At 72.3% G+C, this 24,227-nt stretch carries 19 protein-coding genes and 1 riboswitch; of the genes, 12 read left to right on the forward strand and 7 right to left on the reverse strand.

Features of this window, described 5'->3' with window-relative positions; translation table 11 throughout:
- Nucleotides 1-9: 9 nt before the first annotated feature.
- Together ACFV20_RS21075 and ACFV20_RS21080 are read left to right on the forward strand one after the other, a co-directional pair.
- Nucleotides 10-570, forward strand: a complete 561-nt coding sequence (locus ACFV20_RS21075) for a DUF485 domain-containing protein (protein ID WP_385658630.1) — start codon at nt 10-12, stop codon at nt 568-570.
- On the forward strand, nt 567-2,159 hold the full coding sequence (locus tag ACFV20_RS21080) for a cation acetate symporter (RefSeq protein WP_385658632.1): 1,593 nt from the start codon (nt 567-569) through the stop codon (nt 2,157-2,159). The genes ACFV20_RS21075 and ACFV20_RS21080 overlap by 4 nt, the downstream gene beginning before the upstream one ends.
- A 47-nt stretch (nt 2,160-2,206) precedes the next feature.
- Here ACFV20_RS21080 and ACFV20_RS21085 read toward each other — a convergent pair whose 3' ends face one another.
- The 3 genes from ACFV20_RS21085 to ACFV20_RS21095 form a co-directional block, all read right to left on the reverse strand.
- Nucleotides 2,207-2,887 (reverse strand): response regulator, encoded by a 681-nt coding sequence (locus ACFV20_RS21085; RefSeq protein ID WP_234846544.1) that lies wholly within the window; start codon nt 2,885-2,887, stop codon nt 2,207-2,209.
- The gene (locus ACFV20_RS21090; RefSeq protein WP_385658634.1) at nt 2,887-4,557 is read right to left on the reverse strand and encodes an ATP-binding protein; all 1,671 of its coding nucleotides are present in this window, start codon (nt 4,555-4,557) and stop codon (nt 2,887-2,889) included. The genes ACFV20_RS21085 and ACFV20_RS21090 overlap by 1 nt, the downstream gene beginning before the upstream one ends.
- Nucleotides 4,558-4,630: 73 nt before the next feature.
- The gene (locus tag ACFV20_RS21095; protein ID WP_385658636.1) at nt 4,631-5,575 is read right to left on the reverse strand and encodes a sucrase ferredoxin; all 945 of its coding nucleotides are present in this window, start codon (nt 5,573-5,575) and stop codon (nt 4,631-4,633) included.
- A gap of 258 nt (nt 5,576-5,833) precedes the next feature.
- On the opposite strand from ACFV20_RS21095, the gene ACFV20_RS21100 reads away from it, so the two are divergent.
- Nucleotides 5,834-6,976, forward strand: coding sequence for a CobW family GTP-binding protein (locus ACFV20_RS21100; protein WP_385658638.1), 1,143 nt, complete (start codon nt 5,834-5,836; stop codon nt 6,974-6,976).
- On the opposite strand, the gene ACFV20_RS21105 is transcribed toward ACFV20_RS21100, so the two are convergent.
- Nucleotides 6,973-9,429 (reverse strand): DNA topoisomerase (ATP-hydrolyzing) subunit A, encoded by a 2,457-nt coding sequence (locus tag ACFV20_RS21105; RefSeq protein ID WP_385658640.1) that lies wholly within the window; start codon nt 9,427-9,429, stop codon nt 6,973-6,975. The genes ACFV20_RS21100 and ACFV20_RS21105 overlap by 4 nt on opposite strands.
- Nucleotides 9,430-9,776: 347 nt before the next feature.
- On the opposite strand from ACFV20_RS21105, the gene ACFV20_RS21110 reads away from it, so the two are divergent.
- The 4 genes from ACFV20_RS21110 to ACFV20_RS21125 all read left to right on the forward strand — a co-directional run bounded on the left by ACFV20_RS21110 (nt 9,777) and on the right by ACFV20_RS21125 (nt 14,601).
- Entirely contained in the window at nt 9,777-11,120 is a 1,344-nt protein-coding gene (locus ACFV20_RS21110) for a M16 family metallopeptidase (RefSeq protein WP_385658685.1), read from the forward strand.
- Nucleotides 11,117-12,505 carry a M16 family metallopeptidase gene (locus tag ACFV20_RS21115; RefSeq protein WP_385658642.1) on the forward strand — a complete coding sequence of 463 codons (1,389 nt, stop codon included), beginning with the start codon at nt 11,117-11,119 and terminating at the stop codon, nt 12,503-12,505. The genes ACFV20_RS21110 and ACFV20_RS21115 overlap by 4 nt, the downstream gene beginning before the upstream one ends.
- Nucleotides 12,506-12,708: 203 nt before the next feature.
- Nucleotides 12,709-12,873: riboswitch (cyclic di-AMP (ydaO/yuaA leader) on the forward strand.
- 12 nt (nt 12,874-12,885) lie between these two features.
- On the forward strand, nt 12,886-13,674 hold the full coding sequence (locus ACFV20_RS21120; RefSeq protein WP_385658644.1) for a M23 family metallopeptidase: 789 nt from the start codon (nt 12,886-12,888) through the stop codon (nt 13,672-13,674).
- A gap of 231 nt (nt 13,675-13,905) precedes the next feature.
- Nucleotides 13,906-14,601 carry a GntR family transcriptional regulator gene (locus tag ACFV20_RS21125; RefSeq protein WP_385658646.1) on the forward strand — a complete coding sequence of 232 codons (696 nt, stop codon included), beginning with the start codon at nt 13,906-13,908 and terminating at the stop codon, nt 14,599-14,601.
- A gap of 182 nt (nt 14,602-14,783) precedes the next feature.
- On the opposite strand, the gene ACFV20_RS21130 is transcribed toward ACFV20_RS21125, so the two are convergent.
- Nucleotides 14,784-15,065, reverse strand: a complete 282-nt coding sequence (locus tag ACFV20_RS21130; RefSeq protein ID WP_003993478.1) for an HPr family phosphocarrier protein — start codon at nt 15,063-15,065, stop codon at nt 14,784-14,786.
- A 180-nt stretch (nt 15,066-15,245) separates the two neighbouring features.
- Between ACFV20_RS21130 and ACFV20_RS21135 the strand changes: the two genes are divergently transcribed.
- The 4 genes from ACFV20_RS21135 (at nt 15,246) to ACFV20_RS21150 (ending at nt 20,702) form a co-directional block, all read left to right on the forward strand.
- The gene (locus ACFV20_RS21135; RefSeq protein WP_385658648.1) at nt 15,246-18,152 is read left to right on the forward strand and encodes a GNAT family N-acetyltransferase; all 2,907 of its coding nucleotides are present in this window, start codon (nt 15,246-15,248) and stop codon (nt 18,150-18,152) included.
- Between the two features lie 51 nt (nt 18,153-18,203).
- Entirely contained in the window at nt 18,204-18,791 is a 588-nt protein-coding gene (locus ACFV20_RS21140; protein ID WP_170320912.1) for a DUF5998 family protein, read from the forward strand.
- Nucleotides 18,791-19,987: an alkaline phosphatase family protein gene (locus ACFV20_RS21145; protein WP_385658650.1), complete on the forward strand. Its 1,197-nt coding sequence runs from the start codon at nt 18,791-18,793 to the stop codon at nt 19,985-19,987. The genes ACFV20_RS21140 and ACFV20_RS21145 overlap by 1 nt, the downstream gene beginning before the upstream one ends.
- Before the next feature lie 64 nt (nt 19,988-20,051).
- Nucleotides 20,052-20,702 (forward strand): thymidine kinase, encoded by a 651-nt coding sequence (locus ACFV20_RS21150; protein WP_385658652.1) that lies wholly within the window; start codon nt 20,052-20,054, stop codon nt 20,700-20,702.
- A gap of 22 nt (nt 20,703-20,724) precedes the next feature.
- Here ACFV20_RS21150 and ACFV20_RS21155 read toward each other — a convergent pair whose 3' ends face one another.
- On the reverse strand, nt 20,725-21,528 hold the full coding sequence (locus ACFV20_RS21155) for a VOC family protein (protein ID WP_385658653.1): 804 nt from the start codon (nt 21,526-21,528) through the stop codon (nt 20,725-20,727).
- Nucleotides 21,529-21,778: 250 nt separating this feature from the next.
- On the opposite strand from ACFV20_RS21155, the gene ACFV20_RS21160 reads away from it, so the two are divergent.
- Nucleotides 21,779-22,630, forward strand: a complete 852-nt coding sequence (locus tag ACFV20_RS21160) for a sulfurtransferase (RefSeq protein WP_385658655.1) — start codon at nt 21,779-21,781, stop codon at nt 22,628-22,630.
- Nucleotides 22,631-22,787: 157 nt separating this feature from the next.
- Here ACFV20_RS21160 and sepH read toward each other — a convergent pair whose 3' ends face one another.
- The gene (gene sepH / locus ACFV20_RS21165) at nt 22,788-23,816 is read right to left on the reverse strand and encodes a septation protein SepH (RefSeq protein WP_385658657.1); all 1,029 of its coding nucleotides are present in this window, start codon (nt 23,814-23,816) and stop codon (nt 22,788-22,790) included.
- Nucleotides 23,817-24,227 lie beyond the last annotated feature (411 nt).

Below are 24,227 nucleotides of genomic sequence, written 5' to 3' on the forward strand. Positions count from 1 at the left end.
TCCTTGGGCATGCAGCAGAGCAAGGGCCGTCCCCGCGGCGGCGGAACGGACCAGGAGAGTCCGGCCGAAACCCTCGACGGTCAGGCCCCGGTCCTGGCCGAGGAGACCGGTCAGTTCGGGTACGACGACCCCTGGTACGACGCGCTCGCCTCCGGCTGGGGCGAGTCGGCCGACGACGGGGAGCACGCCCAGGCGCCGGTCCCGCCCGCGCGTGGGGAGGACGGAGCGGGGCCCGCGGCGGCCGACGTGTATCTGGAAGTGCAGCGCAGCGCGGCCTTTCAGGAGGTGCGGCGGCGCTACCGGAAGTTCGTGGTGCCGGCGTTCGTGGCCTTCTTCACCTGGTACGTGGGCTACGTCGTGGCTGCCACGACCGTGCCGGAGCTGATGGCCCGGCCCGTCGCGGGTGCGGTGAACGTGGCGATGCTGGCAGGGCTGGGGCAGTTCCTGTCGACGTTTGTCCTCACCTGGGCGTACGCGCGGCACGCGCGGCTGCGCAGGGACCGGGCCGCGCTCGAACTGCGGTGGGACACGCAGGAGCTGACGCGTGGGGTGGGCGGTGGCAGGCCGTGACCGGAGAACACCAGACACTGGCGTTGCTGCTCTTCAGCGCGTTCGTCGCGGTCACGCTGGGGATCACCACGTGGGTCAGCCGCAACAGGCGTGGTTCGGCTGAGGAGTTCTACGCCGGAGGGCGGCTCTTCTCACCGATGGAGAATGGTTTTGCCATCGCGGGTGACTACATGTCGGCCGCGTCCTTCCTGGGCGTCACCGGACTGATCGCGCTGTTCGGCTACGACGGGCTGCTGTATGTCGTGGGATTCCTCGTGGCCTGGCTGGTGGTGCTGTTCCTGGTCGCCGAACTGGTGCGCAACTGCGGCCGGTTCACCCTCGCCGACGTCGTGGCGTCACGGATGAGGGAGCGGCCGGTGCGGATCGCGGTGGGATCCGCCTCGGTCACGGTGTCCGTTCTGTACCTGGTGGCGCAGATGGTCGGCGCCGGCAGCCTGGTGGCGCTGCTGCTCGGCGGTACGAGCGCCGCGGCGCGGTCCTGGACGGTCATCGGCGTGGGGGCGCTCATGGTGATCTACGTGTCGCTGGGCGGGATGCGGGCGACCACATGGATCCAGATCGTCAAGGCGGTTCTGCTGCTCGGGGGGACCGTCGCGCTGACGGTGCTCGTCCTGATGCGGTTCCACGGCGACGTGGACCGGCTGCTGCTCACGGCGGCCGAGCGCAGCGGGCACGGGGAGGCGTTCCTGGCACCGGGGCTGAAGTACGGCGGGGACTGGACCGCCCGTTTCGACTTCGTCAGTCTGGGCTTGGCGCTGATGCTGGGTACGGCGGGGCTGCCGCACATCCTGTCCCGTTTCTACACCGTGCCCACCGCGCGTGCCGCGCGCCGCTCGGTCGTCTGGGCCGTCGGGCTCATCGGCGGTTTCTATCTCATGACGATCGTGCTCGGGTTCGGTGCGGCCGCCCTCCTGGGGCCGGACGTGGTGCGCGGGTCGAACGCGGCCGGGAACACGGCGGTTCCGCTGCTGGCGCTCGATCTCGGTGGTGGTGCGGGATCCACCGGGGGAACGGTGCTGTTCGCGATCGTCGCCGCGATCGCCTTCGCGACGATCCTCGCGGTGGTCGCCGGCATCACGCTCGCGTCCTCGGCGTCCGTGGCCCATGACCTGCACGCCTCCCTGCGGCGCAGGGGGAGGAAACCGCGCAGCGAGGTGGCGGTGGCCCGGGTCGCGGCCGTCGGCGTCGGCGTGGTGGCGATCGCGCTCGGTCTTCTGGCACAGGACCTCAATGTGGCGTTCCTGGTGGGCCTGGCCTTCGCCGTCGCCGCGTCGGCGAACCTGCCGGTGCTGCTGTACTCCCTGTTCTGGCGCGGCTTCACCACACGGGGCGCCGTGTGGGCCGTCTACGGCGGTCTCGTGCCGACCGTGGTGCTCGTCGTGCTGTCCCCGGTGGTCTCGGGCAGTCCCGACTCGCTCTTCCCCGGTCTCGACTTCCAGTACTTCCCGTTGCAGAACCCGGGCCTGGTCTCGATCCCTTTCGGCTTCCTCGCGGGCTGGCTGGGGACCGTCACCTCGGCGGAGGTCGCGGACGAGGCCAAGCACGCGGAGACAGAGGTGCGGTCGCTGACGGGCGCGGGAGCGGCGTAGGGGCGACGCGGGGTCAGAACGGCTACCAGCCACGCCGGGCTGCCGTCCTAACCGCGGGTCGCCCACACGTAACGGTGTTCCGGGCGGCCCGCGTCGCCGTACTTGAGGGTGAGCCTGGCCCGTCCTGTGCGCTCCAGGAGCTTCAGATAGCGCTGGGCGGTCTGGCGGCTCACCCCGGTCCGCTCGGCGATCTCCAGGGCGGACAGGGGCCCCTCCGCGTGCATCAGGGACTGGCGGACCAGCTCGGCGGTGGTGGGGGAGTGGCCCTTGGGCAGGTCCGGCTCCGAGGGGGCCGACAGCGCGCCGAAGATGCGGTCCACCTCGGCCTGTTCCGCCTCCCCGCCGCCGTCGAGGGTGCGGCGCAGTTCCGCGTAGGCCTCCAGCTTGCCGCGCAGCCCGGCGAAGGCGAACGGCTTGACCAGGTACTGCAGGGCGCCGTGCCGCATCGCCGCCTGCACGGTGGAGACGTCACGGGCCGCCGTCACCATGATCACGTCGGTCTGGTCGCCGCGCCGCCGCATCTCCTGGACGACCTCGAGCCCCGTGGCATCGGGCAGGTAGTGGTCCAGGAGGACCAGGTCCAGTCGCGGCAGTGTCTCCAGCCGATGCAGCGCTTCCGCGGCGCTGTGGGCCTCACCGGCGACATGGAAGCCCGGCACCTTCTCCACGTAGGCGGCGTTGACCCGCGCGACTCTCACGTCGTCGTCCACGACCAGGACCTCGATCATCACGACTCCTTCTCGGCGGTCTGCGGAGCGGGGGGCACGGTCTGCGCGGCCGGTTCGGGGCCTGACTCGGACAGCGCCTCGGGCAGGACGACGGTGAACTCCGCGCCGCCGCCGTGTGCTTCGCCGACGGACGCGCTCCCACCCTGCCGTTCGGCCAGTCGGCGCACCAGGGAGAGTCCGATGCCCCGCTCGCGGTGAGCCGGCGGCTTCTTCGTAGACCATCCCGTCGTGAAGATCAACTCCCGGTGCTCCGGCGGGATCCCCGGGCCCGTGTCGCGCACCCTCAGGATCACCGTGCGCTCCTCGGCGCGCAGTTCGACCTCCACGCGCGCGTGCGGCTCGCCGGCGACGGCGTCGAGGGCGTTGTCCACCAGGTTCCCCACGACCGTGACCAGGCCCTGCGGGTCGATCAGCCGGTCGGGCAGCCGGGTCCGGTCCGACACCCACAGGGCGACGCCGCGCTCGGCCGCGACGGTCGCCTTGCCGACCAGCAGGGCGGCGAGCAACGGGTCCTCGATCCGTTCGGTGACCTGTTCCGCGGTGGCCCGGTGGTCGCCGACCACCTCGCCGACGAACTCGACGGCATCGTCGTACATCTCGAGTTCGAGCAGCCCCAGAAGCGTGTGCATGCGGTTGGCGTGCTCGTGGTCCTGGGCGCGCAGGGCGTCGATCAGACCGCGCGTGGAGTCCAGCTCGCGGCCCAGCTGCTCCAGCTCGGTGCGGTCGCGCAGGGTGGCCACGGCACCGCCGTCGTCGGTGGGCATGCGGTTGGCGACCAGCACCCGCTGGCCGCGCACGGTGAGCAGGTCCGTGCCGGTGACCCGTCCGGCCAGCACATCGGCCGTACGGCCCGTGCCGAGCGCCTCGTCGGGCGAGCGGCCCACCGCCTCTCCGATGCCCAGCAGGCGCTGTGCCTCGTCGTTCACGAGGCGGATGCGGCCGCTGCGGTCCAGGGCGACGACGCCCTCACGGATGCCGTGCAGCATCGCCTCACGTTCGGACAGGAGTGCCGCGATGTCCGAGAAGGCCAGGTCCCTGGTCTGCCGCTGGACCCGCCGTGAGATGACCCAGGCGGCCAGCGCGCCCACGGCCAGGGCACCGCCGGCGTACGCCAGCAGCCCCGGGATGGCGTGGATCAGGCGGGCCCGGACGCTGTCGTAGGCGATGCCGACCGAGACCGCGCCGATGACGCTGCCGTCGCTGTCGCGCAGCGGCACCTTGCCCCGGGCGGAGCGGCCGAGGGTGCCGCTGTCGATCTCCATGACCTGCTTGCCGGCCAGGGCCTGGCCGGGGTCGGTGGAGACGATGCCGCCGATCTGCCTCGGGTCGGTGTGGGACCAGCGCACGCCCCGCCAGTCCATCACCACGACGTACTCGGCCTGGGTGGCCTTGCGGATCCGCTCGGCTTCCCGCTGGACCGGGCCGTTCGGCGAGGGCGGGGTGTCGCGGAGGTCCTTCGCGAGGTCGGGCAGTTGCGCGGTCGTCTGCGCGATCGCGAGCGCGCGGCGCATGGCCTGGTCGTCCAGCTGGTTGCTCAGAGGCGCGAGGAACAGCCCGGTGGCCAGCACCGCGACTCCCGCGGCGATCGCCACCTGCATCAGCAGCACCTGTGAGAAGACCCTCCGGGGCAGGCCGAGGCGCAGGCGGCGTGCGGGGGGAGTGCGGCTCATACCCACGACCGTACGTGCGGACGGCTGCCCACCCCAGACGGGTGTGGCGTGGATCTCCAGATCGATACGGTCGTCAGCCGGCCAGTGCCGTCGCGAGTCGCAGCTCGCGCACGGCCACCACGTCCATCCGGGCGGGCGAGCCGAGGACGGACGCCCCGCAGCTCTCCGGGCGGGGCGGCAGGCCCGCGTTCTGCGCGACGTCGACCTGCCAGCGGCGTCCGTCGGTGTGGGCGACGGTCACCTCCCAGCGCGGGGCCGCGCCGGCCGTCCGGACGACGCTCAGCGCCTCCGCGGTGCATTCGCCGGTCCTGGTGCGTACGGCGAGTTCGGCGGCCTGGCCGGGCCGGTCCCAGGCCGAGCTGCCCCGGCACCCCTCCACGACGATCCGTCCCTCCCGGGCGGCGTGCAGGGCGTCCTTGAGGGTGTGGGCCTCGGCACGGCCGTACGCGTATCCGTACGGCAGCACGAGAGCCGTGGGGGAGAAGCGGTGACCACCCAGGTGGGTGACCTCCCAGACGCCCTCGACGCCGGACGCCGCCAGTTCGGCCGCGAGGGGGCGGCCGAGGAGGGCGCAGCAGCGGTCACGCTTGCCGTTGGTGCAGACGAGGGCCAGCGGGCCGCCGTCGTGGGGCCGGCCGCCGAGCAGCGCGTCGAACGTGCGGTGGTCGCCCCGGCCGAGCGCCGCGAAGTCGAGATCGAGCAGCTGCCCGGGGTCCGCGGTCGAGGCGCTGCGCAGCCACACGTTCCCCGGGACCACGTGTGCCACGTACACCCGGCGGGTGGCGGGCATGCGGCGGTCCGCATGGCGCCCGGGGCGGCGGATGAGCGCGATCCGCACGCCGGTGTCCTTGGCGGCCGCCTCCAGGGCACGCCCCAGGGCGGGGTCCAGGTGGCTCGAGGTGAGCGCCTTGGCACCCCACGGACCGGGCTGTTCCAGCAACAGCCAGGTCCTCGCGGTGGCCGCGGTTCCCGGAACGGGCTCGTCGAAGTCCCGGGAGACGCTTGAGCACGTACTCACAGAGGTGAGCCTAACCTGACTTGCGCCGTGACGACCGCCGACCCCGGCCCGTTCTACTCCGGCAGTGGCTGAGGAGGCCTCCGACCTGCGTGAAGACCACCCGGCGGCCTCCGCGGCGAGTGCTCGCCGGGTCGCGCTGCCGAGGGTCCTTCACTTCGGTGTGGATCTCCCGGCTCGTATTCTGGGGCGGCATCCCCATCCCCCACGTGTGCCGGGAACGCGAGCCGGTGCACGCGTCGGCGCGAGAAAGGTCGCACGGTGAGCCAGCCGAGCCCGCACCCGCAGCAGATCCCGGTCGTCGTCCTGGCGGGATTCCTCGGTTCGGGGAAGACCACCCTGCTCAATCACCTCCTGCACCGCAGCGGGGGCAGCCGTATCGGTGCCCTCGTCAACGACTTCGGGGCGATCGAGATCGACGCGATGGCCGTGGCGGGTGCGCTCGGCGACTCGACGGTCTCCCTCGGCAACGGCTGTCTGTGCTGTGCCGTCGACGCGAGCGAACTGGACCGGTACCTGGAGCGGCTGGCGGAGCCCTCCCTCGGCATCGACGTCATCGTCATCGAGGCCAGCGGTCTCGCCGAGCCGCAGGAGCTCGTGCGGATGCTGCTGGCCAGCGAGCATCCGGGGGTCGTCTACGGCGGGCTCGTCGAGGTCGTCGACGCCGCCGAGTTCGACGAGGTCCGCAGCCGGCACCCCGAGATCGACCGGCACCTGGCGCTGGCCGACCTGGTCGTGGTCAACAAGCTCGACCGCGCGCGGGACGGCGAGCGCGTCCTCGGGCTGGTCCGGTCCCTCGTCGACCGCGCCGCCGTCGTCCCGGCCACCTACGGCCGGATCGACCCCGAGTTCCTCTTCGACTGCCGGCCGAGCGAGGAACGCATCGGTCAGCTGTCCTTCGACGACCTGCACGAACACGGCCCTGACGGGAGCGAGGACCACCCGGGCGAGGACCACACCGGCCACCTGCACACCGCCTACGACAGCCTGTCGTTCGTCTCGCCCGAGCCCCTCGACCCGCGCCGGCTGATGACCTTCCTCGACAGCCGGCCCGAGGGGCTGTACCGGATCAAGGGCTACGTCGACTTCGGGCCGCACGACCTGCGCAACCGCTACGCCGTCCACGCGGTCGGGCGCTTCCTGCGCTTCTACCCCGAGCCCTGGCCGGCCGGCGACGAGCGCCTCACCCAGCTCGTCCTCATCGGCTCCGGCATCGACACCACCGCTCTCGGCAAGGAACTGGAGGCGTGCAGGAACGACGCCCCACACGCCGACGAGCACGGCATGTGGGGCGTCCTGCGGTACGTGCGCCATCCCGAGGACGACGGCGCGGACCCGGCCTGGACCGACCCGGCCTGGACCGACCCGGCCTGGACCGACCCGGCCTGGACCGACCCGGCCTAGACGGGCCCGGCCACGACCGCCACCGTCTTCGCCAGGGACACCCCCGAGCCGTCGCGGCGCGGGTCGATCTCCGGGAGCTCGGCCGGTGTGCCGTTCTTCTGCGCCGCCAGGGCCGGGGCGGGCCCCGCCCAGGCCAGGGACAGGCAGTCCTCGCCCTTCAGGAACCGCTGGCAGCGGACACCGCCGGTGGCGCGGCCCTTGCGCGGGTACTGGTCGAAGGGGGTCAGCTTGGCCGTCGTCTGGACGGAGTCGTCCAGCGTGCCCCGCGAGCCCGCGACGGTGAAGACCACGGCGTCCACGGCCGGGTCCACCGCCGTGAACGAGATGACCTTCGCGCCCTCGGCGAGCTTGACGCCCGCCACACCACCGGCCGGACGGCCCTGCGGGCGGACCTGCGCCGCCTGGAAACGCAGCAGCTGTGCGTCGTCGGTGATGAAGACCAGGTCCTCCTCGCCGGTGCGCAGCTCGACCGCGCCGACGATCCGGTCGCCCTCCTTGAGGGTGATCACCTCGAGCTCTTCCTTGTTGGCCGGGTAGTCCGGCACCACGCGCTTGACGACGCCCTGGGCCGTGCCCAGTGCCAGGCCCGGCGACGATTCGTCGAGCGTGGTCAGGCAGACCACCGTCTCGTCGTCCTCCAGGGAGACGAACTCCGCCAGCGGGGCGCCGCCCGCGAGGTTCGGTGAGGGCAGCGACTCGGGCAGCTGGGGCAGGTCGATCACGTTCAGCCGCAGCAGCCTGCCCGCGGAGGTGACCGCGCCCACCTCGCCGCGGGCCGTGGCGGGCACCGCCGAGACGATCACGTCGTGCTTCACGCGCTTGGCGCCGGCCTCCTTCGCGAACGGCTCGCCGTTCGCCGTGCGGGCCAGCAGGCCCGTGGAGGACAGCAGCACCCGGCACGGGTCGTCGGCCACCTGCAGCGGCACGGCCGCCACCGGGGCACCGCCCGACTCCAGCAGGACCGTACGCCGGTCGGTGCCGAACTTCTTGGCGACCGTGGCCAGTTCGGAGGAGACCAGCTTGCGCAGCTCCGCGTCCGAGTCGAGGATCCGGGTCAGCTCCTCGATCTCCGCCGTGAGCCGGTCCTTCTCGGCCTCCAGCTCGATGCGGTCGTACTTGGTGAGACGGCGCAGCGGCGTGTCCAGGATGTACTGCGTCTGCACCTCGCTCAGCGAGAACTGCTCGATCAGGCGCTGCTTGGCCTGCGCGGAGTTCTCACTGGAGCGGATCAGGCGGATGACCTCGTCGATGTCGAGCAGGGCCGTCAGCAGACCCTCGACCAGGTGCAGCCGGTCCCGCTTCTTGCCGCGGCGGAACTCCGAGCGCCGCCGTACGACGTTGAAGCGGTGGTCGAGGTAGACCTCCAGGAGCTCCTTGAGCCCCAGGGTGAGCGGCTGGCCGTCCACCAGCGCCACGTTGTTGATGCCGAAGGACTCCTCCATCGGCGTCAGCTTGTAGAGCTGCTCCAGGACCGCCTCCGGCACGAAACCGTTCTTGATCTCGATCACCAGACGCAGGCCGTGCTCGCGGTCGGTGAGGTCCTTGACGTCGGCGATGCCCTGGAGCTTCTTCGACCCGACCAGGTCCTTGATCTTGGCGATGACCTTCTCGGGGCCGACCGTGAACGGCAGCTCCGTCACGACGAGACCCTTGCGACGGGCCGTCACCGGCTCCACCGACACCGTCGCCCGGATCTTGAACGTGCCGCGGCCGGACTCGTAGGCGTCCCGGATCCCGGACAGGCCGACGATGCGGCCGCCCGTGGGCAGGTCGGGGCCCGGGACGTGCTTCATCAGGGCGTCGAGATCGGCGTTGGGGTGCCTGATCAGGTGGCGGGCGGCGGCGATGACCTCGCGCAGGTTGTGCGGCGCCATGTTCGTGGCCATGCCGACCGCGATGCCCGAGGCGCCGTTGACCAGGAGGTTCGGGAAGGCGGCGGGCAGGGCCACCGGCTCCTGCTCCTGGCCGTCGTAGTTGGGGTTGAAGTCGACGGTGTCCTCGTCGATGGACTCCGTCATCAGGCTCGTGGCCTCGGCCATCCGGCACTCGGTGTACCGCATGGCGGCCGGCGGGTCGTCGTTGCCCAGCGAGCCGAAGTTGCCGTGGCCGTCGACCAGCGGGACCCGCATCGAGAAGGGCTGGGCCATGCGCACGAGGGCGTCGTAGATCGACGCGTCGCCGTGCGGGTGCAGCTTGCCCATCACCTCGCCGACCACGCGGGCGCACTTGACGTACCCCCGCTCGGGGCGCAGGCCCATCTCGCTCATCTGGTAGACGATGCGGCGGTGCACCGGCTTGAGGCCGTCGCGTGCGTCCGGCAGGGCGCGGGAGTAGATGACCGAGTACGCGTACTCGAGGAAGGAGCCCTGCATCTCGTCGACGACGTCGATGTCGAGGATCCGCTCCTCGTACGAGTCGTCGGGCGGCGGGGTCTTCGTGCTGCGGCGGGCCATCGCTGCCGGCTCCTTCTGTTTCCTGGTCGCTCGCCTACGGGCACTGATGCCGGTGATGAGAGGCCGATCGTGCTCGGACTTCGGGCCTCCGCGCGCGCTCGCCGTTCATCACCGGCGCGCCCTTCGGCTCGCTCATGCTGAAGCGTGAACGAGAACTGACGCCGACCATTGTGGACCGCCGCACTGACAACCGGGACCGCGACCCGGTCCGGGGCGCATCCCGTGCTGCGGGGCGAGGTCGCCGCCGGGAACTTCACCAGGGCTCCGCACGCTTGCATACAGTGGCAGGACCGGCAGAAATCCGCGGTCCGAACAACCGCTCAGCGATCGAGGGGACGTACATGCCCATGGGTCACACGGCCACAGCCCAGGCAGGCTCCGGAGGCCTGACAGCGACCGAGCACCGCCTGGCCAACGGCCTGCGCGTGGTGCTCTCCGAGGACCACCTGACCCCCGTCGCGGCGGTGTGCCTCTGGTACGACGTCGGTTCACGCCATGAAGTCAAGGGGCGTACCGGCCTGGCTCACCTTTTCGAGCACCTCATGTTCCAGGGCTCCGCGCAGGTCAAGGGCAATGGTCATTTCGAGCTCGTCCAGGGCGCGGGCGGCTCGCTGAACGGCACGACCAGCTTCGAGCGGACCAACTACTTCGAGACCATGCCCGCCCACGAGCTGGAGCTCGCCCTCTGGCTCGAGGCCGACCGCATGGGCTCGCTGCTGACCGCGCTCGACGACGAGTCGATGGAGAACCAGCGCGACGTCGTCAAGAACGAGCGCCGCCAGCGCTACGACAACGTCCCGTACGGCACCGCCTTCGAGAAGCTGACCGCCCTCATGTACCCGGAGGGCCACCCGTACCACCACACGCCGATCGGCTCGATGGCCGACCTGGACGCGGCGACGCTGGAGGACGCGCGCGCCTTCTTCCGCACCTACTACGCGCCGAACAACGCCGTGCTGTCCGTGGTCGGCGACATCGACCCGGAGCAGACCCTCGCCTGGGTCGAGAAGTACTTCGGCTCCATCCCCGGCCACAACGGCAAGCCCGCCCCCCGCGACGGCTCGCTGCCGGAGATCATCGGCGAGCAGCTGCGCGAGGTCGTCGAGGAGGAGGTCCCGGCCCGTGCCCTGATGGCCGCCTACCGCCTGCCGCACGACGGCACGCGGGAGTGCGACGCGGTCGACCTGGCCCTCACCGTCCTCGGCGGCGGCGAGTCCTCCCGCCTCTACAACCGCCTCGTGCGCCGCGACCGCACGGCCGTGGCGGCCGGCTTCGGCCTGCTGCGGCTCGCCGGGGCGCCCTCCCTGGGGTGGCTGGACGTGAAGACCTCCGGTGACGTGGAGGTTCCGGTCATCGAGACCGCCATCGACGAGGAGCTCGCCCGGTTCGCCGAGGAGGGCCCCACGGCCGAGGAGATGGAGCGCGCCCAGGCCCAGTTGGAGCGCGAGTGGCTGGACCGGCTCGGCACGGTCGCGGGCCGCGCCGACGAACTGTGCCGGTACGCCGTGCTGTTCGGCGACCCGCAGCTGGCCCTGACCGCGGTCCAGCGCGTGCTGGAGATCACGCCGGAGGAGGTCCAGGAGGTCGCCAAGGCCCGCCTGCGGCCCGACAACCGTGCGGTCCTCGTCTACGAGCCGACCGCCCCCGCAACCCCCGCCGACCAGGACGAGAACGAGGAGGCGGCCCGGTGACCGAGCTCGCCACGATGGACTTCCACCCCCGGCCGCAGGCGGGCGACGCCAAGCCGTGGGCCTTCCCCGCCCCCGAGCGCGGCGCGCTCGGCAACGGCCTGACGGTGCTGCGCTGCCACCGCCCCGGCCAGCAGGTCGTCGCCGTGGAGGTGCTGCTCGACGCCCCCCTGGACGCCGAGCCCGCCGGCCTCGACGGTGTGGCCACGATCATGGCCCGGGCGTTCTCCGAGGGCACCGACAAGCACTCCGCCGAGGACTTCGCGGCCGAGCTGGAGCGTGCCGGCGCCACCCTCGACGCGCACGCCGACCACCCCGGTGTCCGGCTCAGCCTGGAGGTGCCGGCCTCCCGGCTCGCCAAGGGGCTGGGGCTGATCGCCGACGCCCTGAGGGCGCCCGCGTTCGCCGACAGCGAGGTCGAGCGGCTGGTGAACAACCGCCTCGACGAGATCCCGCACGAGCTGGCCAACCCCTCGCGCCGCGGCGCGAAGGAGCTCTCCAAGGAGCTGTTCCCGGCGGACTCCCGCATGTCGCGGCCGCGGCAGGGCACCGAGGAGACCGTCGCCGCGATCGACTCCGCGGCCGTACGCGCCTTCTACGAGAAGCACGTCCGTCCCGCCACCGCCACCGCCGTGGTCGTCGGCGACCTCACGGGCATCGACCTCGACGCCCTGCTCGCGGACACGCTGGGCGCCTGGACGGGCTCCCCGGCGGAGCCGCGGCCGGTGCCGCCGGTGACCGCCGACGACACCGGCCGGGTCGTCATCGTGGACCGCCCCGGCGCCGTCCAGACGCAGCTGCTGATCGGCCGGATCGGTCCCGACCGGCACGACCGCGTGTGGCCGGCGCAGGTGCTCGGCACGTACTGCCTGGGCGGCACCCTCACCTCGCGCCTGGACCGCGTCCTGCGCGAGGAGAAGGGCTACACCTACGGCGTCCGGGCGTTCGGCCAGGTCCTCCGGTCCGCCCCGGACGGCACCGGTGCCGCGCTGCTCGCCATCAGCGGGTCCGTGGACACCCCCAACACCGGCCCCGCCCTGGAGGACCTCTGGACGGTGCTGCGCACCCTGGCCGCGGAGGGCCTGACCGACGCCGAACGGGACGTCGCCGTGCAGAACCTGGTCGGCGTGGCGCCGCTCAAGTACGAGACGGCGGCGGCCGTCGCGAGCACGCTGGCCGACCAGGTCGAGCAGCACCTGCCCGACGACTACCAGGCCACGCTGTACCGGCAGCTCGCTGCGACCGGCACCGTGGAGGCCACCGCGGCGGCCGTCAGCGCCTTCCCGGTGGACCGCCTGGTGACGGTCCTCGTCGGTGACGCGGCGCAGATCAAGGCCCCCGTGGAGGCCCTCGGCATCGGCGAAGTCACCGTCGTCTCCGCCGAGTAGCAGCCGAGGAGCGGCAGGCACGCGCAGGGGCCCTGGATGTCTTTGAAGGCACCAGGGTCCCTTTGTGCCCGAATTGGTATGGGAGTTGCCTGTCTGACCTGTGGGATGCGCTACAAAAGCCGGGATTCGTTTGGGAATTGAAAGCGGCGCCGCTTAGCGTCGTCCGGGCTGTTCGTCAGGCAGTGCGCCGCGCCCGCGGCACCGGACAGTCATCGCCGAGTCCCCGTACGGCGCGAGCCAGGGGAGCCGGGGACCCACCGCAGTCCCTGGGGTGAATCGGACTCCCGCGCGTGCCGCGAGGGAGCCCGTAGGAGACCTTCCTGCTCCGAACCCGTCAGCTAACCCGGTAGGCGAGAGGGAAGGAAAGGATCAGCCACCACATGGCGTTCACTCGCGCCACCGGGAAGCACCGGCGTCCCAGCAGGATCCAGCGCGGCACCGCCCGTGCGGCAGGCGTGGCGGCCCTCGCCACCACCGGCGTGATCGGCACCGTGGCGGCCCCCGCGGCCTTCGCCGCCGAGCCCAGCGCGGAGCAGACGGGTCTCACCCCGGTCGTCACCATGGGCGACACCGTCGCCCAGCAGATCGACGCCCAGGCCGTCGCGCAGCATCAGGCCGCCGAGGAGGCCGCCGCCAAGCAGAAGGCCGAGGAGGCCGCCCGCAAGCGGGCCGCCGAGGTGGCCGAGCGGGCCAAGGAGGCGGCCGAGAAGGCCCGTGCGGCCAAGGAGCGCGCCGCCCGCGAGGCCGAGCGCAAGCGCCTCAACGCCTTCGTGGCCCCGATCTCCGGCTCGTACGTGTCCACCGCCTACAAGGCCAGCAGCGGTCTGTGGTCCTCCGGCAGCCACACCGGCGTGGACTTCCACGCCGCCAGCGGCACCTCCGTCCACGCGGTCGGCATGGGCGAGGTCGTCGAGGCCGGCTGGGGCGGCTCCTACGGCAACAACATCGTGATCAAGATGAACGACGGCACGTACACCCAGTACGGCCACCTGTCGTCCATCGGCGTCTCGGTCGGCCAGAAGGTCACCCCCGGCCAGCAGATCGGCCTGTCCGGCGCGACCGGCAACGTCACCGGCCCGCACCTGCACTTCGAGGCCCGTACGAGCCCCGAGTACGGCTCGGACATCGACCCGGTCGCCTACCTCCGTTCGCACGGCGTCAGCCTCTGACCGGAAGCTCGTCGCCGTTTTCGAAAGCCCCGGCTCCCCGAGCCGGGGCTTTCGGCGTTCGCGCACCGCGTGACGGCACCCCGGTCGCCTCCGGGCGGCTCCTCGGATGTCCGCTGTCCAAAAAATATCCATGGATTCCCGCTGGCCGTCGGAAATTCCGGCTCATTGCAATAGAGTCACGGAACACGCGCCGCTCGCCGGCGTTTCACGGGGATTAAGCGGAGGTCGGTCATGCGTATTCCCGCGCACTCGGTGTGCACCGCCATCCGGGACGACATCGTCGCGGGGGTCCACGCGCGCGGCAGCCGGCTCACCGAGGAACTCCTGGCCCGCCGATACGGCGTCTCGCGGGTACCGGTCCGGGAGGCGCTGCGCACGCTGGAGGCCGAGGGCTTCGTGGTGACCCGCCGGCACGCGGGCGCGTGCGTGGCCGAACCCACCGAGCAGGAGGCGGCCGACCTGCTGGAGATGCGGATGCTCCTGGAGCCGCTCGGTGCGGCCCGAGCCGCCCAGCGCCGCACCGAGGCGCATCTGAAGGTCCTGCGCGGCCTGGTCCGCCTGGGCCAGGACCGGGCCCGTCGCGGCACCAGCGACGACCTGCGCTCCCTGGGCGTGTGGTTCCACGAGACGCTCGCCCAGGCCTCCGGCAGCCCCGCCCTGACCTCGATGCTCACCCAGCTCCGCCACAAGATCACGTGGATGTACGCCGTGGAGGCGCCGCTCAGCCCGGTGGAGTCCTGGACGGAGCACGGCGCGATCGTGGACGCGGTGGCGCGTGGGGACGGCGAGCGCGCGCGGGCGGTCACGGCGCTGCACATCGAGCGCGCGACCGGAGCGCACCGCCTGCGGATCGGCCCCGCGGCGGAACGGGCCGATCGCGTGAGGAAATCGCAACATGCCGTAAACACGGAGAGCCTGCGGCATTAACACGGCGGCCGTATACAAAGAGGGGGAAATTCCCCGAGTTCTTCGACGTGTGTTCTCGTGGGATTAATTTCCGCTGCCTGGCCGCGGAAATCGCTTCTCCCTGACGATCGCCAATGGCGAAGGGCCCGCCCGGTGAATTCGGACGAGCCCTTCACTGTGCGCCGGATCGGGCGCCGGGGAAATCAGACGGTCTCGGGCAGTTCCTCGAGACCCTCGGAGACCAGCTTCGCCAGCCGGTCGAGGGCGGCGTCCGCGCCCTCGGCGTCGGAGGCGAGGACGATCTCCTCGCCCCCCTGGGCGCCGAGGCCCAGGACGGCCAGCATCGAGGCCGCGTTGACGGGGTTGCCGTCAGCCTTGGCGATCGTCACCGGGACGCCTGCGGCCGTGGCGGCTCGGACGAAGATGGAGGCGGGGCGGGCGTGGAGGCCCTCGGCCCAGCCGACGTTGACGCGGCGCTCAGCCATGTGTTGCTGCCCTTCGGTGTTCAGGGTTGTCTAGACCAGTTTCCCATATGGTGAAGCCCACCCGGAGCGGTCCTGTCGTTCCGCTCCGGAAGGTGCCGTCGGATCGCGGCCTCGACCCGACTGACGCCCTCCACAGACTGCCTCGCGCCGTTGTCAGGCGCTAGCCGTACTCTGGGGCCCATGCAGACCTCGCCGGACCGGCACGAGTATCCCGCCCACTGGGAAGCCGACGTGGTGCTGCGCGACGGAGGCACCGCGCGCATCCGGCCCATCACCGTTGATGACGCCGATCGCCTGGTCAGCTTCTACGAGCAGGTCTCCGACGAGTCGAAGTACTACCGCTTCTTCGCGCCGTACCCTCGCCTGTCCGCCAAGGACGTCCACCGCTTCACGCACCACGACTTTGTGGACCGGGTGGGACTCGCGGCCACGGTCGGCGGCGAGTTCATCGCCACCGTACGCTACGACCGGATCGGCGCAGACGGAACGCCCGCGTCCGCACCCGCCGACGAGGCCGAGGTCGCCTTCCTCGTGCAGGACGCCCACCAGGGCCGCGGGGTCGCCTCCGCCCTGCTCGAACACATCGGAGCCGTCGCCCGCGAGCGCGGCATCCGCCGCTTCGCCGCCGAGGTGCTGCCCGCCAACACCAAGATGATCAAGGTGTTCACGGACGCCGGCTACACCCAGAAGCGCAGCTTCGAGGACGGCGTCGTCCGTCTGGAGTTCGACCTCGAACCCACCGACCGCTCCCTCGCCGTGCAGTACGCGCGCGAACACCGCGCCGAGGCACGCTCGGTGCAGCGGCTGCTGGCCCCCGGCTCGGTCGCCGTCATCGGCGCCGGCCGCACACCGGGCGGCGTGGGCCGCAGCGTCCTGGGCAACATCCGGGACGCGGGCTTCACCGGCCGCCTGTACGCGGTGAACAAGGCCCTCCCCGAGGGGCACAAGGAGCTCGACGGCGTACCCGCCCACCGTTCGGTGCGGGACATCGACGGCCCGGTCGACCTCGCGGTCGTCGCCGTCCCCGCCGAGCACGTCCCCGAGGTCGTCACCGAGTGCGGCGAACACGGCGTGCAGGGGCTGGTCGTGGTGTCCGCCGGGTACGCCGAGAGCGGCCCCGAGGGGCGCGAACGCCAGCGCGCCCTGGTGCGGCACGCGCGTACGTACGGCATGCGGATCATCGGCCCCAACGCCTTCGGCATCATCAACACCTCACCCCGGGTACGCCTCAACGCCTCCCTCGCCCCCGAGGTGCCGCGCCCGGGCCGGATCGGCCTGTTCGCCCAGTCCGGCGCCATCGGCGTCGCCCTGCTGTCCCGGCTGCACCGGCGCGGCGGCGGCGTCACGGGCGTCACCGGCGTCTCCACCTTCGTCTCCTCCGGCAACCGCGCCGACGTCTCCGGCAACGATGTCCTGCAGTACTGGTACGAGGACCCCGACACCGACGTCGTCCTCATGTACCTGGAGTCCATCGGCAACCCCCGCAAGTTCACCCGTCTCGCCCGCCGTACGGCCGCCGCCAAGCCCCTGGTCGTCGTCCAGGGCGCACGCCACGGCGCCGCTCCCCAGGGGCACGCCGTGCGGGCGACCCGGCTTCCGCACGCGACCGTGTCGGCGCTGCTGCGGCAGGCCGGTGTCATCCGCGTCGACACCATCACCGAGCTGGTCGACGCGGGCCTGCTCCTCGCCCGCCAGCCCCTGCCCGCCGGGCCCAGGGTGGCGATCCTCGGCAACTCCGAGTCACTCGGCCTGCTGACGTACGACGCGTGCCTGGCCGAGGGCCTCAGGCCGCACCCTCCGCAGGACCTCACCACGGCGGCCTCCGCGGCCGACTTCCACACGGCCCTGTCCCACGCGCTGGCCGACGACCGGTGCGACGCCGTCGTCGTCACCGCCATACCGGCGGTGGGGGAGGGCTCGGTCGGTGACGCGGCTCTCGCCGAGGCCCTGCGCTCGGCATCGGCGGCGGCTCCCGGCAAGCCGGTCCTGGTGGTCCACGTGGAGCTCGGCGGCCTCGCGGAGGCCCTGTCGGCGGCGGCCAGCACCGCACCGCAGGCCGCGGCGGACGCCGCCGACGTCCCACGCCCGGCACACACCGGGCGACGACCCCCGGCCCCCGAGGCGCGGGTCGACACCGAGGGCACCGAGGACACCGGCCGCGTCCCCGCCGCCGAGGCCACCGAGGACACCCGTCTCATCCCCGCCGCCGAGGCCACCGACCACACCCGCCTCATCCCCGCCTACCCCGCCGCCGAGCGCGCCGTCCGGGCCCTCGGCCAGGCCGTCGCCTACGCGCAGTGGCGGCGCGACGCCGCCGACCCCGGCAAGGTGCCCGAGTACGACGACATCAACGAAAGGGGCGCCGCGGCCCTGATCGAAGGCCTGCTCGCGCGCGGGCAGGGCCTCACCCTCGGCGCGGACGAGACCTGCGACCTCCTCGGCCACTACGGCGTGCAGGTCCACCGCGCCCTGCCCGCCCCCACTGCCGACGACGCCGTGGAAGCCGCCCGCACCCTCGGCCACCCCGTCGCCCTCAAGGCCACCGCCCCGCACCTGAGGCACCGGGCCGACCTGGGCGGCGTCCGCCTCGATCTCGCGGACGAGGAACAACTGCGCCGCGCGTACGCCGAGTTGACCGAGCTGTTCGGGGCGCCCGAGGAGCTGCGGCCCGTGGTGCAGCGGATGGCGCCGCGCGGCGTGGACGTCGTCGTACGGGCCGTCATCGACCCCGCGGCCGGAGCGGTGCTCTCCTTCGGGCTGGCCGGAGCCGCCTCGCAACTGCTCGGTGACACGGCTCACCGGCTGATCCCGGTCACCGACCGGGAGGCCACCTCGCTGGTGCGCTCGATCCGCACCGCCCCCCTCCTGTTCGGCTGGCGCGGCTCCGCACCGGCCGACACGCGGGCCCTGGAGGAGCTGCTGCTGCGGGTGTCCCGGCTGGTCGACGACCACCCCGAGGTCGTCGCGGTCACCCTGGAGCCCGTGGTCGTCGCCTCGCACGGCCTGAGCGTGCTCGGCGCCTCGGTCCGCCTCGCGCCGCCTCCCGCCCGCGACGACCTCGGCCCGCGGACGCTCCCCGCGTACTGACAGCAGGCGAGCTGTCCCTCGCAGTCAGTGGTCCCCCGTAGGATGGGCGTCATGGCCAAGACCAGTACGACGACCCAGGGGCTGCGGGCGGCGATCGAGCGCAGCGGCTACTACCCGGCCCTCGTGGCCGAGGCGGTGGAGGCCGCCGTGGGCGGCGAGCCCATGCGGTCGTACCTGGTCCACCAGGAGACGACGTTCGACCAGAACGAGGTGCGGCGGCACGTGACCGTGCTCGTCCTCACGGACACCCGCTTCATCGTCAGCCACACCGACGAACAGGCCGCCGACAGCACCTCCCCGACCCCCTACGCCACCACCTCGACGGAGTCCGTCAAGATCGGCCGCATCTCGTCGGTCGTGGTCAGCCGTGTGGTCGCCAACCCCGAGTCGTACAAGCCGGGGACCCTGCCCCGCGAAGTCGTCCTGACCATCGGCTGGGGTGCCGTCTCCCGCATCGACCTGGAGCCGGCCGCCTGCGGCGACCCCAACTGCGAGGCGGACCACGGCTACACGGGCAACTCCACGGCGGACGACCTCAGCCTGCGCGTCAGCGAGGCCGGGGACGGACCGGAGACCGTGCGTGAGGCGCTCGCCTTCGCGCAGGCCCTTTCCGAGGCGACCGCGGACACGACCCGCTGATGGCACAGCTCCAGACGGCGTGGGACCAGCACCCCGAGCCGCTCACCGTCGCCTCCGCCCCGGCCCCCGAGTACGGCAGCGGATCACTCGCCGACCTCCTGCCCACCCTGGCCGCCGGCCTGGGCGTCCCGGACATGAGCGCCGCGATCACCGAGCTGACCCCCGCCGACCGGAACTGCGTGTTCCTGATCGATGGGCTCGGCTGGGAGCAGCTGAAGGCGCACCCCGAGGACGCCCCCTTCATGACGTCCCTGCTCGCCACCTCCCGCGGCGGCACCGGGCGTCCCCTCACCGCCGGCTACCCGGCGACCACGGCGACCTCCCTCGCCTCCGTCGGCACCGGTCTGCCCCCGGGCGCGCACGGCCTGCCGGGCTACACCGTCCGCAACCCGGACACCGGCGAGCTGATGAACCAGCTGCGCTGGCAGCCGTGGACCCCGCCCGGCCCCTGGCAGCCGTACCCCACGGTCTTCCAGCTGGCGCACGCCGCCGGGGTGCACGCCGCGCAGGTGTCGTCCCCGACCTTCGAGAACACCCCGCTGACCAAGGTCGCGCTCAGTGGAGGAACGTTCCTCGGGCGGCTGTCCGGCGAGGACCGCGTGGACCTGGCGGCCGAGCAACTGGCCGCGGGCGACCGCTCCCTGGTGTACACCTACTTCGCCGAGGTCGACGGCGCCGGCCACCGCTTCGGTGTCGACTCCGACACCTGGCGCGGCCAGCTCATGTACGCCGACCGCCTCGTCCAGCGCCTGGCCGAGCAACTGCCGCCGCGCAGCGCCCTCTACGTCACCGCCGACCACGGCATGATCGACGTGCCCTTCGACGAGCAGCACCGGTTCGACTTCGACGAGGACTGGGAGCTGAGCGCCGGTGTCGCCCTGCTCGGCGGCGAGGGCCGCGCCCGCCACGTCTACGCGGTGCCCGGCGCGGCGAACGACGTGCTGACGTGCTGGCGCGAGGTGCTCGGCGAGCAGTTCTGGGTCGCGTCCCGTGACGAGGCCATCGCCGCGGGCTGGTTCGGCCCGCGGATCGACGAACGGGTGTACGGCAGGATCGGCGACGTGGTCGCGGCCGCGCGGGACGACGTCCTGCTCATCGCCTCCGAGCGGGAGCCGAAGGAGTCGGCGATGGTCGGCAACCACGGTTCGATGACCCCCGCCGAGCAGCTGGTCCCCCTGCTCGAAGTACGCTCCTGACCCGAAGCACGCTCCCGACCCGGCCCCGCCCCGGCCTCTCACGCCGAAAGGTACTCAACTCCACATGCCCGAGCTGGTGTTCTTCAGCGGAACGATGGACTGCGGGAAGTCGACGCTGGCTCTCCAGATCGAGCACAACCGCTCGGCGCGCGGTCTGCAGGGCATGATCTACTCCCGCGACGACCGCGCCGGCGAGGGCAAGCTCTCCTCCCGCCTCGGTCTGGTGACGGACGCGGTCGAGGTCGGGGACGGACAGGACCTCTACGGCCACCTCGTCGACCACCTCTCCCAGGGCGGGCGCGCGGACTACGTGATCGCCGACGAGGCGCAGTTCCTCGCGCCCGAGCAGATCGACCAACTCGCCCGCGTGGTGGACGACCTGGGTCTCGACGTCTACGCCTTCGGCATCACGACCGACTTCCGCTCCAAGCTGTTCCCCGGCTCGCAGCGGCTGGTGGAGCTGGCCGACCGGGTCGAGGTCCTCCAGGTGGAGGCCCTGTGCTGGTGCGGAGCCCGCGCCACGCACAACGCCCGCACGATAGGCGGGGTGATGGTCGTCGAGGGCGCTCAGGTGGTCGTCGGCGATGTCACCCACTCCGCCGACGAGGTCGGCTACGAGGTGCTGTGCCGGCGCCACCACCGCCGTCGGATGACCGCGGCATCGGCGCGGGCGGCGGCCCTGTCCCCGGACGTGCTGCCGGTGACGTCCGCCTGACCCGAGACCGGCTCGCCGTACGTCAGCTCGGCCGTTGCAGCAGTGCGAACCGCGCGCCTTCCGGGTCGGCCACCTTCGCCACCCGCCCGCGGGCCGTGTCGTGCACCGGCTCCAGGACCTGTCCGCCGAGACGGACGAGGTGTTCCGAGGCGTCGTCCACGTCGGCCACCTGGAAGTACGTGACCCAGTGCGGCCCCTGGTCGCGGGGCAGGGCGTGTCCCAGGCCGCGGATGCCGGCGACGGGCTCGCCGTCGAGGTGCAGGGACACGTAGTCGACGTCGGCGCGGACTCCCGGCTCCTCCTCGTAACCGAACACCGTGCGGTAGAACTTGGCGACACCGGCCGACTCGAAGGTCAGCAGCTCGTTCCAGGCGGGGGTGCCGGGGACCCCCGCGACGGCGGTGCCGAGGTGCGCGGCGGCCTGCCAGATGCCGAAGACCGCGCCCGAGGGGTCGGAACCGATGGCCAGACGGCCGGCGTCGGCCACGTCGAGCGGGCCCACCCCGATCGTGCCGCCGCGGCTGCGCACCGTCTCGGCCGTCAGATCGACGTCCCGCGAGGCGAAGTAGGGCGTCCACGCGATGGGCAGGTGGCGGTCCGGGGGCAGTCGTCCGATACCGGCCACCTCACGCTCGTCCAGCAGGGCGCGCACATACGGGCCGAGCTGCTGGGGGCCCGGCCGGAACTCCCAGCCGAACAGCGCGCCGTAGAACTCCTCGGTCGCGTCCGGGCCGTGCACCATCAGACTCACCCAGCAGGGCGCGCCGGGCGCGTGCCGAGCGGGTGTGTCGCCGTTCGGTCCGGCGGACCCCCGTGCGTCGGTCATCGTCACTCTCTTCTCGGCCTCGCGGTGGCCGTGCTCTCCGCAGCCTGGTGGGGCGGCCCTGTGGGGCGTCCCATGTCCGGGAGAATGCCCGATCTGCGGGCACCCGTCCCTCGCGGCGCGCTTGTCGGCAGATGTCGTTCAGCTGTACAGCATGTGCTTGTTCCCGTACGCCGAGTGATCGCCGCGCTCCGGCCGAGCAGAGTAGCCGGACGAGGGCGGCTCGGCCACCCCGTGCGCGAGGATGGGGGCCATGAACGCCATCATCAGCGCATCCGATCTCGCGAAGGACCTGGCGGGTGCCCGGCCGCCCGTCCTGCTCGACGTCCGCTGGCAGCTCACCGCGGCCAAGGCCGCCGGCGAGCCTCCGTTCGACGGCCGCGCCGCGTACGAGGCGGGACACCTGCCCGGGGCCGTGTACGTCGACCTGGACCGGGAGTTGGCCTCCGCGCCGGGGGCAGGCGGCCGGCACCCCTTGCCGGACCTGGCGCACTTCGGTGCCGCGATGCGCCGGGCCGGCGTCTCGGCCGGAACACCGGTCGTCGTCTACGACGGCGGCCAGGGGTGGGCGGCGGCCCGGGCTTGGTGGCTGCTGCGCTGGACGGGTCACCCGGAGGTGCGAGTCCTCGACGGCGGGTTGCCGTCCTGGGAGGGGCCGTTGGAGCAGTCCGTGCCGACGGTGGAGGAGGGCGACTTCGTGCCTGAGCCGGGGGCGACGGGGCTGCTGGACGCGGATGCCGCCGCCGCGCTGGCCCGCTCCGGGGTGCTGCTGGACGCGCGGGCGGGGGAGCGGTACCGGGGTGAGGTGGAGCCGATCGACCCCGTGGCCGGGCACATTCCGGGCGCGGTGTCGGCGCCCACCACGGAGAACGTCGGCGCCGACGGGCGCTTCCTGCCCACCGCGGAACTGCGGGAGCGGTTCAAGGGCCTGGGCGTGACCGAGGGGTCGCGGGTGGGCGTGTACTGCGGTTCGGGTGTCTCCGCCGCGCACCAGGTGCTGGCCCTGGCCGCCGCCGGCATTCCGGCCGAGCTGTACGTGGGGTCGTGGTCGGAGTGGTCCTCGGACCCGGACCGGCCGGTGGCCGTGGGTCCGGACCCGCAGTGACCTGACACGACAGTGACCCGGAGCGACAGTGACTGACACGACGGTGATCTGACACGACAGTGACAGGCACGACAGTGATCCGACACGACAGTGATCCGACACGACGAGGGGCCGCGCCCGGACGGCGCGGCCCCTCGTCGCTCAACGGCCGGTTCGGCTACTCCTGCTTCTTGCGCCGGGTCCCGAACACGATCTCGTCCCAGCTCGGGACGGCCGCCCTGCGCCCGGGGCGCACACCGTCCGCCTCGGCCTGGCGGTCGGTGGCACCGATCAGCCGGTCGCGGTGGCTGCCCACGCTGCGCGGCATGAGGACGTCCGCGTAGGCGGAACCGGCCGAAGCGGCGGGAGCCGGGGGCTCCTCCTCCTCGATCTCGGCGACCACGGGCTCCTCCTCGGGCTCCGCCGGGGGGAGTTCCGGAACGACCAGGTCACCGCGGAAGCTCGGCACCGCCTCGAGCAGGCTGGTCAGCGAGTCGCGCTCGCCCGTGGTCTCCTCGAGGGGCTCGGACGCCTGCGCGGGCAGGCTGGGCCGCTCGGGGCGGTCCAGCGGTCTGTCGCGCGGCAGCCGGGCGATCCTGGGCACGAACGGGAAGCTCGGCTCGGGCGCGGACAGGTCGTCGGACTCGCCGATCAGGGAGCGCGCCTCGTCGTCGACGGCCTGGACGAGCCGCCGGGGCGGGTCGTACGTCCAGCTCGCCGAGTGCGGTTCGCCGGCGACACGGTAGACGAGCAGCACTTCCCAGGTGCCGTCGTCGCGGCGCCACGAGTCCCACTGCACGGAGTCCTTGTCGGCGCCCCGCAGTAGCAGCCGCTCCTGCACGGCCTCGCCCAGGGGCGGGCCGGAGTTCTCGCCGGGGCGGCGGACGGGCGTCTTGCGGGCCCGCTCGGCCATGAAGGCACGCTCGGCGAGCACGGGGCCCTCGAAGCGGCGCACCCGGTCGACGGGGATGCCGGCCATCTGCGCGACCTCTTCAGCGGTCGCGCCGGCACGTATACGCGCCTGGATGTCGCGGGGGCGGAGGTGGCTTTCGACCTCGATCTCGATCTGGCCGAGACGGGGACGGTCGCCGCGCACGGCTGCGCGCAGGCGTTCGTCGATCGGAAGCGTGTACTCCGTAGAGTCGGCAGCCTTCAGCACCAGCCGTGTGCCGTCATTCGAGACGGCCACGACACGCAGTTCGGGCATGGGGACCTCCCGGGTGGTGCCTGCCGACGTCACGTGCGTCGCTGCTTCCGCTAGTCGAGTGTGGCCTGCCCGGGTGCAGCCTGCCACAACCTTGCCGAGTTGCCCGGCGTGTCGGGCGCGGGCCCTGGATCGCCGTTATGGCACGGTTACCTATTCGCAACGCTAAGTGACGAACTCTGTCACCCTGTGCAACTAGCCCCCTCCCGGCGGTCCTTAAAGGCCCTGTACACCCTGACGGGAGACCGGACCCAGGGCTCGCAACAGTACTCCATTCGGGCCACGTGCGTGGATTGGCACGCCGCCCAACTTCTGGCAAGGGGTGAGACTTGGACTCCCCTGCCCCCATCTCTCGATCTTGAACGTGGGGAACTTCACGAAGTCACCAGAATCGGAATCAAGGGTTTCGAGCGC

The sequence above is a fragment of the Streptomyces sp. NPDC059696 genome (genome assembly GCF_042733745.1).
Taxonomy (GTDB): domain Bacteria; phylum Actinomycetota; class Actinomycetes; order Streptomycetales; family Streptomycetaceae; genus Streptomyces.

Bases quoted from the DNA above. Each gene is read 5' to 3' on its own strand.
- ACFV20_RS21075 (WP_385658630.1), top strand. From the start codon at position 10: ATGCAGCAGAGCAAGGGCCGTCCCCGCGGCGGCGGAACGGACCAGGAG.
- ACFV20_RS21085 (WP_234846544.1), bottom strand. From the start codon at position 2,887: ATGATCGAGGTCCTGGTCGTGGACGACGACGTGAGAGTCGCGCGGGTC.
- ACFV20_RS21090 (WP_385658634.1), bottom strand. From the start codon at position 4,557: ATGAGCCGCACTCCCCCCGCACGCCGCCTGCGCCTCGGCCTGCCCCGG.
- ACFV20_RS21105 (WP_385658640.1), bottom strand. From the start codon at position 9,429: ATGGCCCGCCGCAGCACGAAGACCCCGCCGCCCGACGACTCGTACGAG.
- ACFV20_RS21110 (WP_385658685.1), top strand. From the start codon at position 9,777: ATGGGTCACACGGCCACAGCCCAGGCAGGCTCCGGAGGCCTGACAGCG.
- ACFV20_RS21120 (WP_385658644.1), top strand. From the start codon at position 12,886: ATGGCGTTCACTCGCGCCACCGGGAAGCACCGGCGTCCCAGCAGGATC.
- ACFV20_RS21125 (WP_385658646.1), top strand. From the start codon at position 13,906: ATGCGTATTCCCGCGCACTCGGTGTGCACCGCCATCCGGGACGACATC.
- ACFV20_RS21130 (WP_003993478.1), bottom strand. From the start codon at position 15,065: ATGGCTGAGCGCCGCGTCAACGTCGGCTGGGCCGAGGGCCTCCACGCC.
- ACFV20_RS21135 (WP_385658648.1), top strand. From the start codon at position 15,246: ATGCAGACCTCGCCGGACCGGCACGAGTATCCCGCCCACTGGGAAGCC.
- ACFV20_RS21140 (WP_170320912.1), top strand. From the start codon at position 18,204: ATGGCCAAGACCAGTACGACGACCCAGGGGCTGCGGGCGGCGATCGAG.
- ACFV20_RS21145 (WP_385658650.1), top strand. From the start codon at position 18,791: ATGGCACAGCTCCAGACGGCGTGGGACCAGCACCCCGAGCCGCTCACC.
- ACFV20_RS21150 (WP_385658652.1), top strand. From the start codon at position 20,052: ATGCCCGAGCTGGTGTTCTTCAGCGGAACGATGGACTGCGGGAAGTCG.
- ACFV20_RS21155 (WP_385658653.1), bottom strand. From the start codon at position 21,528: ATGACCGACGCACGGGGGTCCGCCGGACCGAACGGCGACACACCCGCT.
- ACFV20_RS21160 (WP_385658655.1), top strand. From the start codon at position 21,779: ATGAACGCCATCATCAGCGCATCCGATCTCGCGAAGGACCTGGCGGGT.
- sepH (WP_385658657.1), bottom strand. From the start codon at position 23,816: ATGCCCGAACTGCGTGTCGTGGCCGTCTCGAATGACGGCACACGGCTG.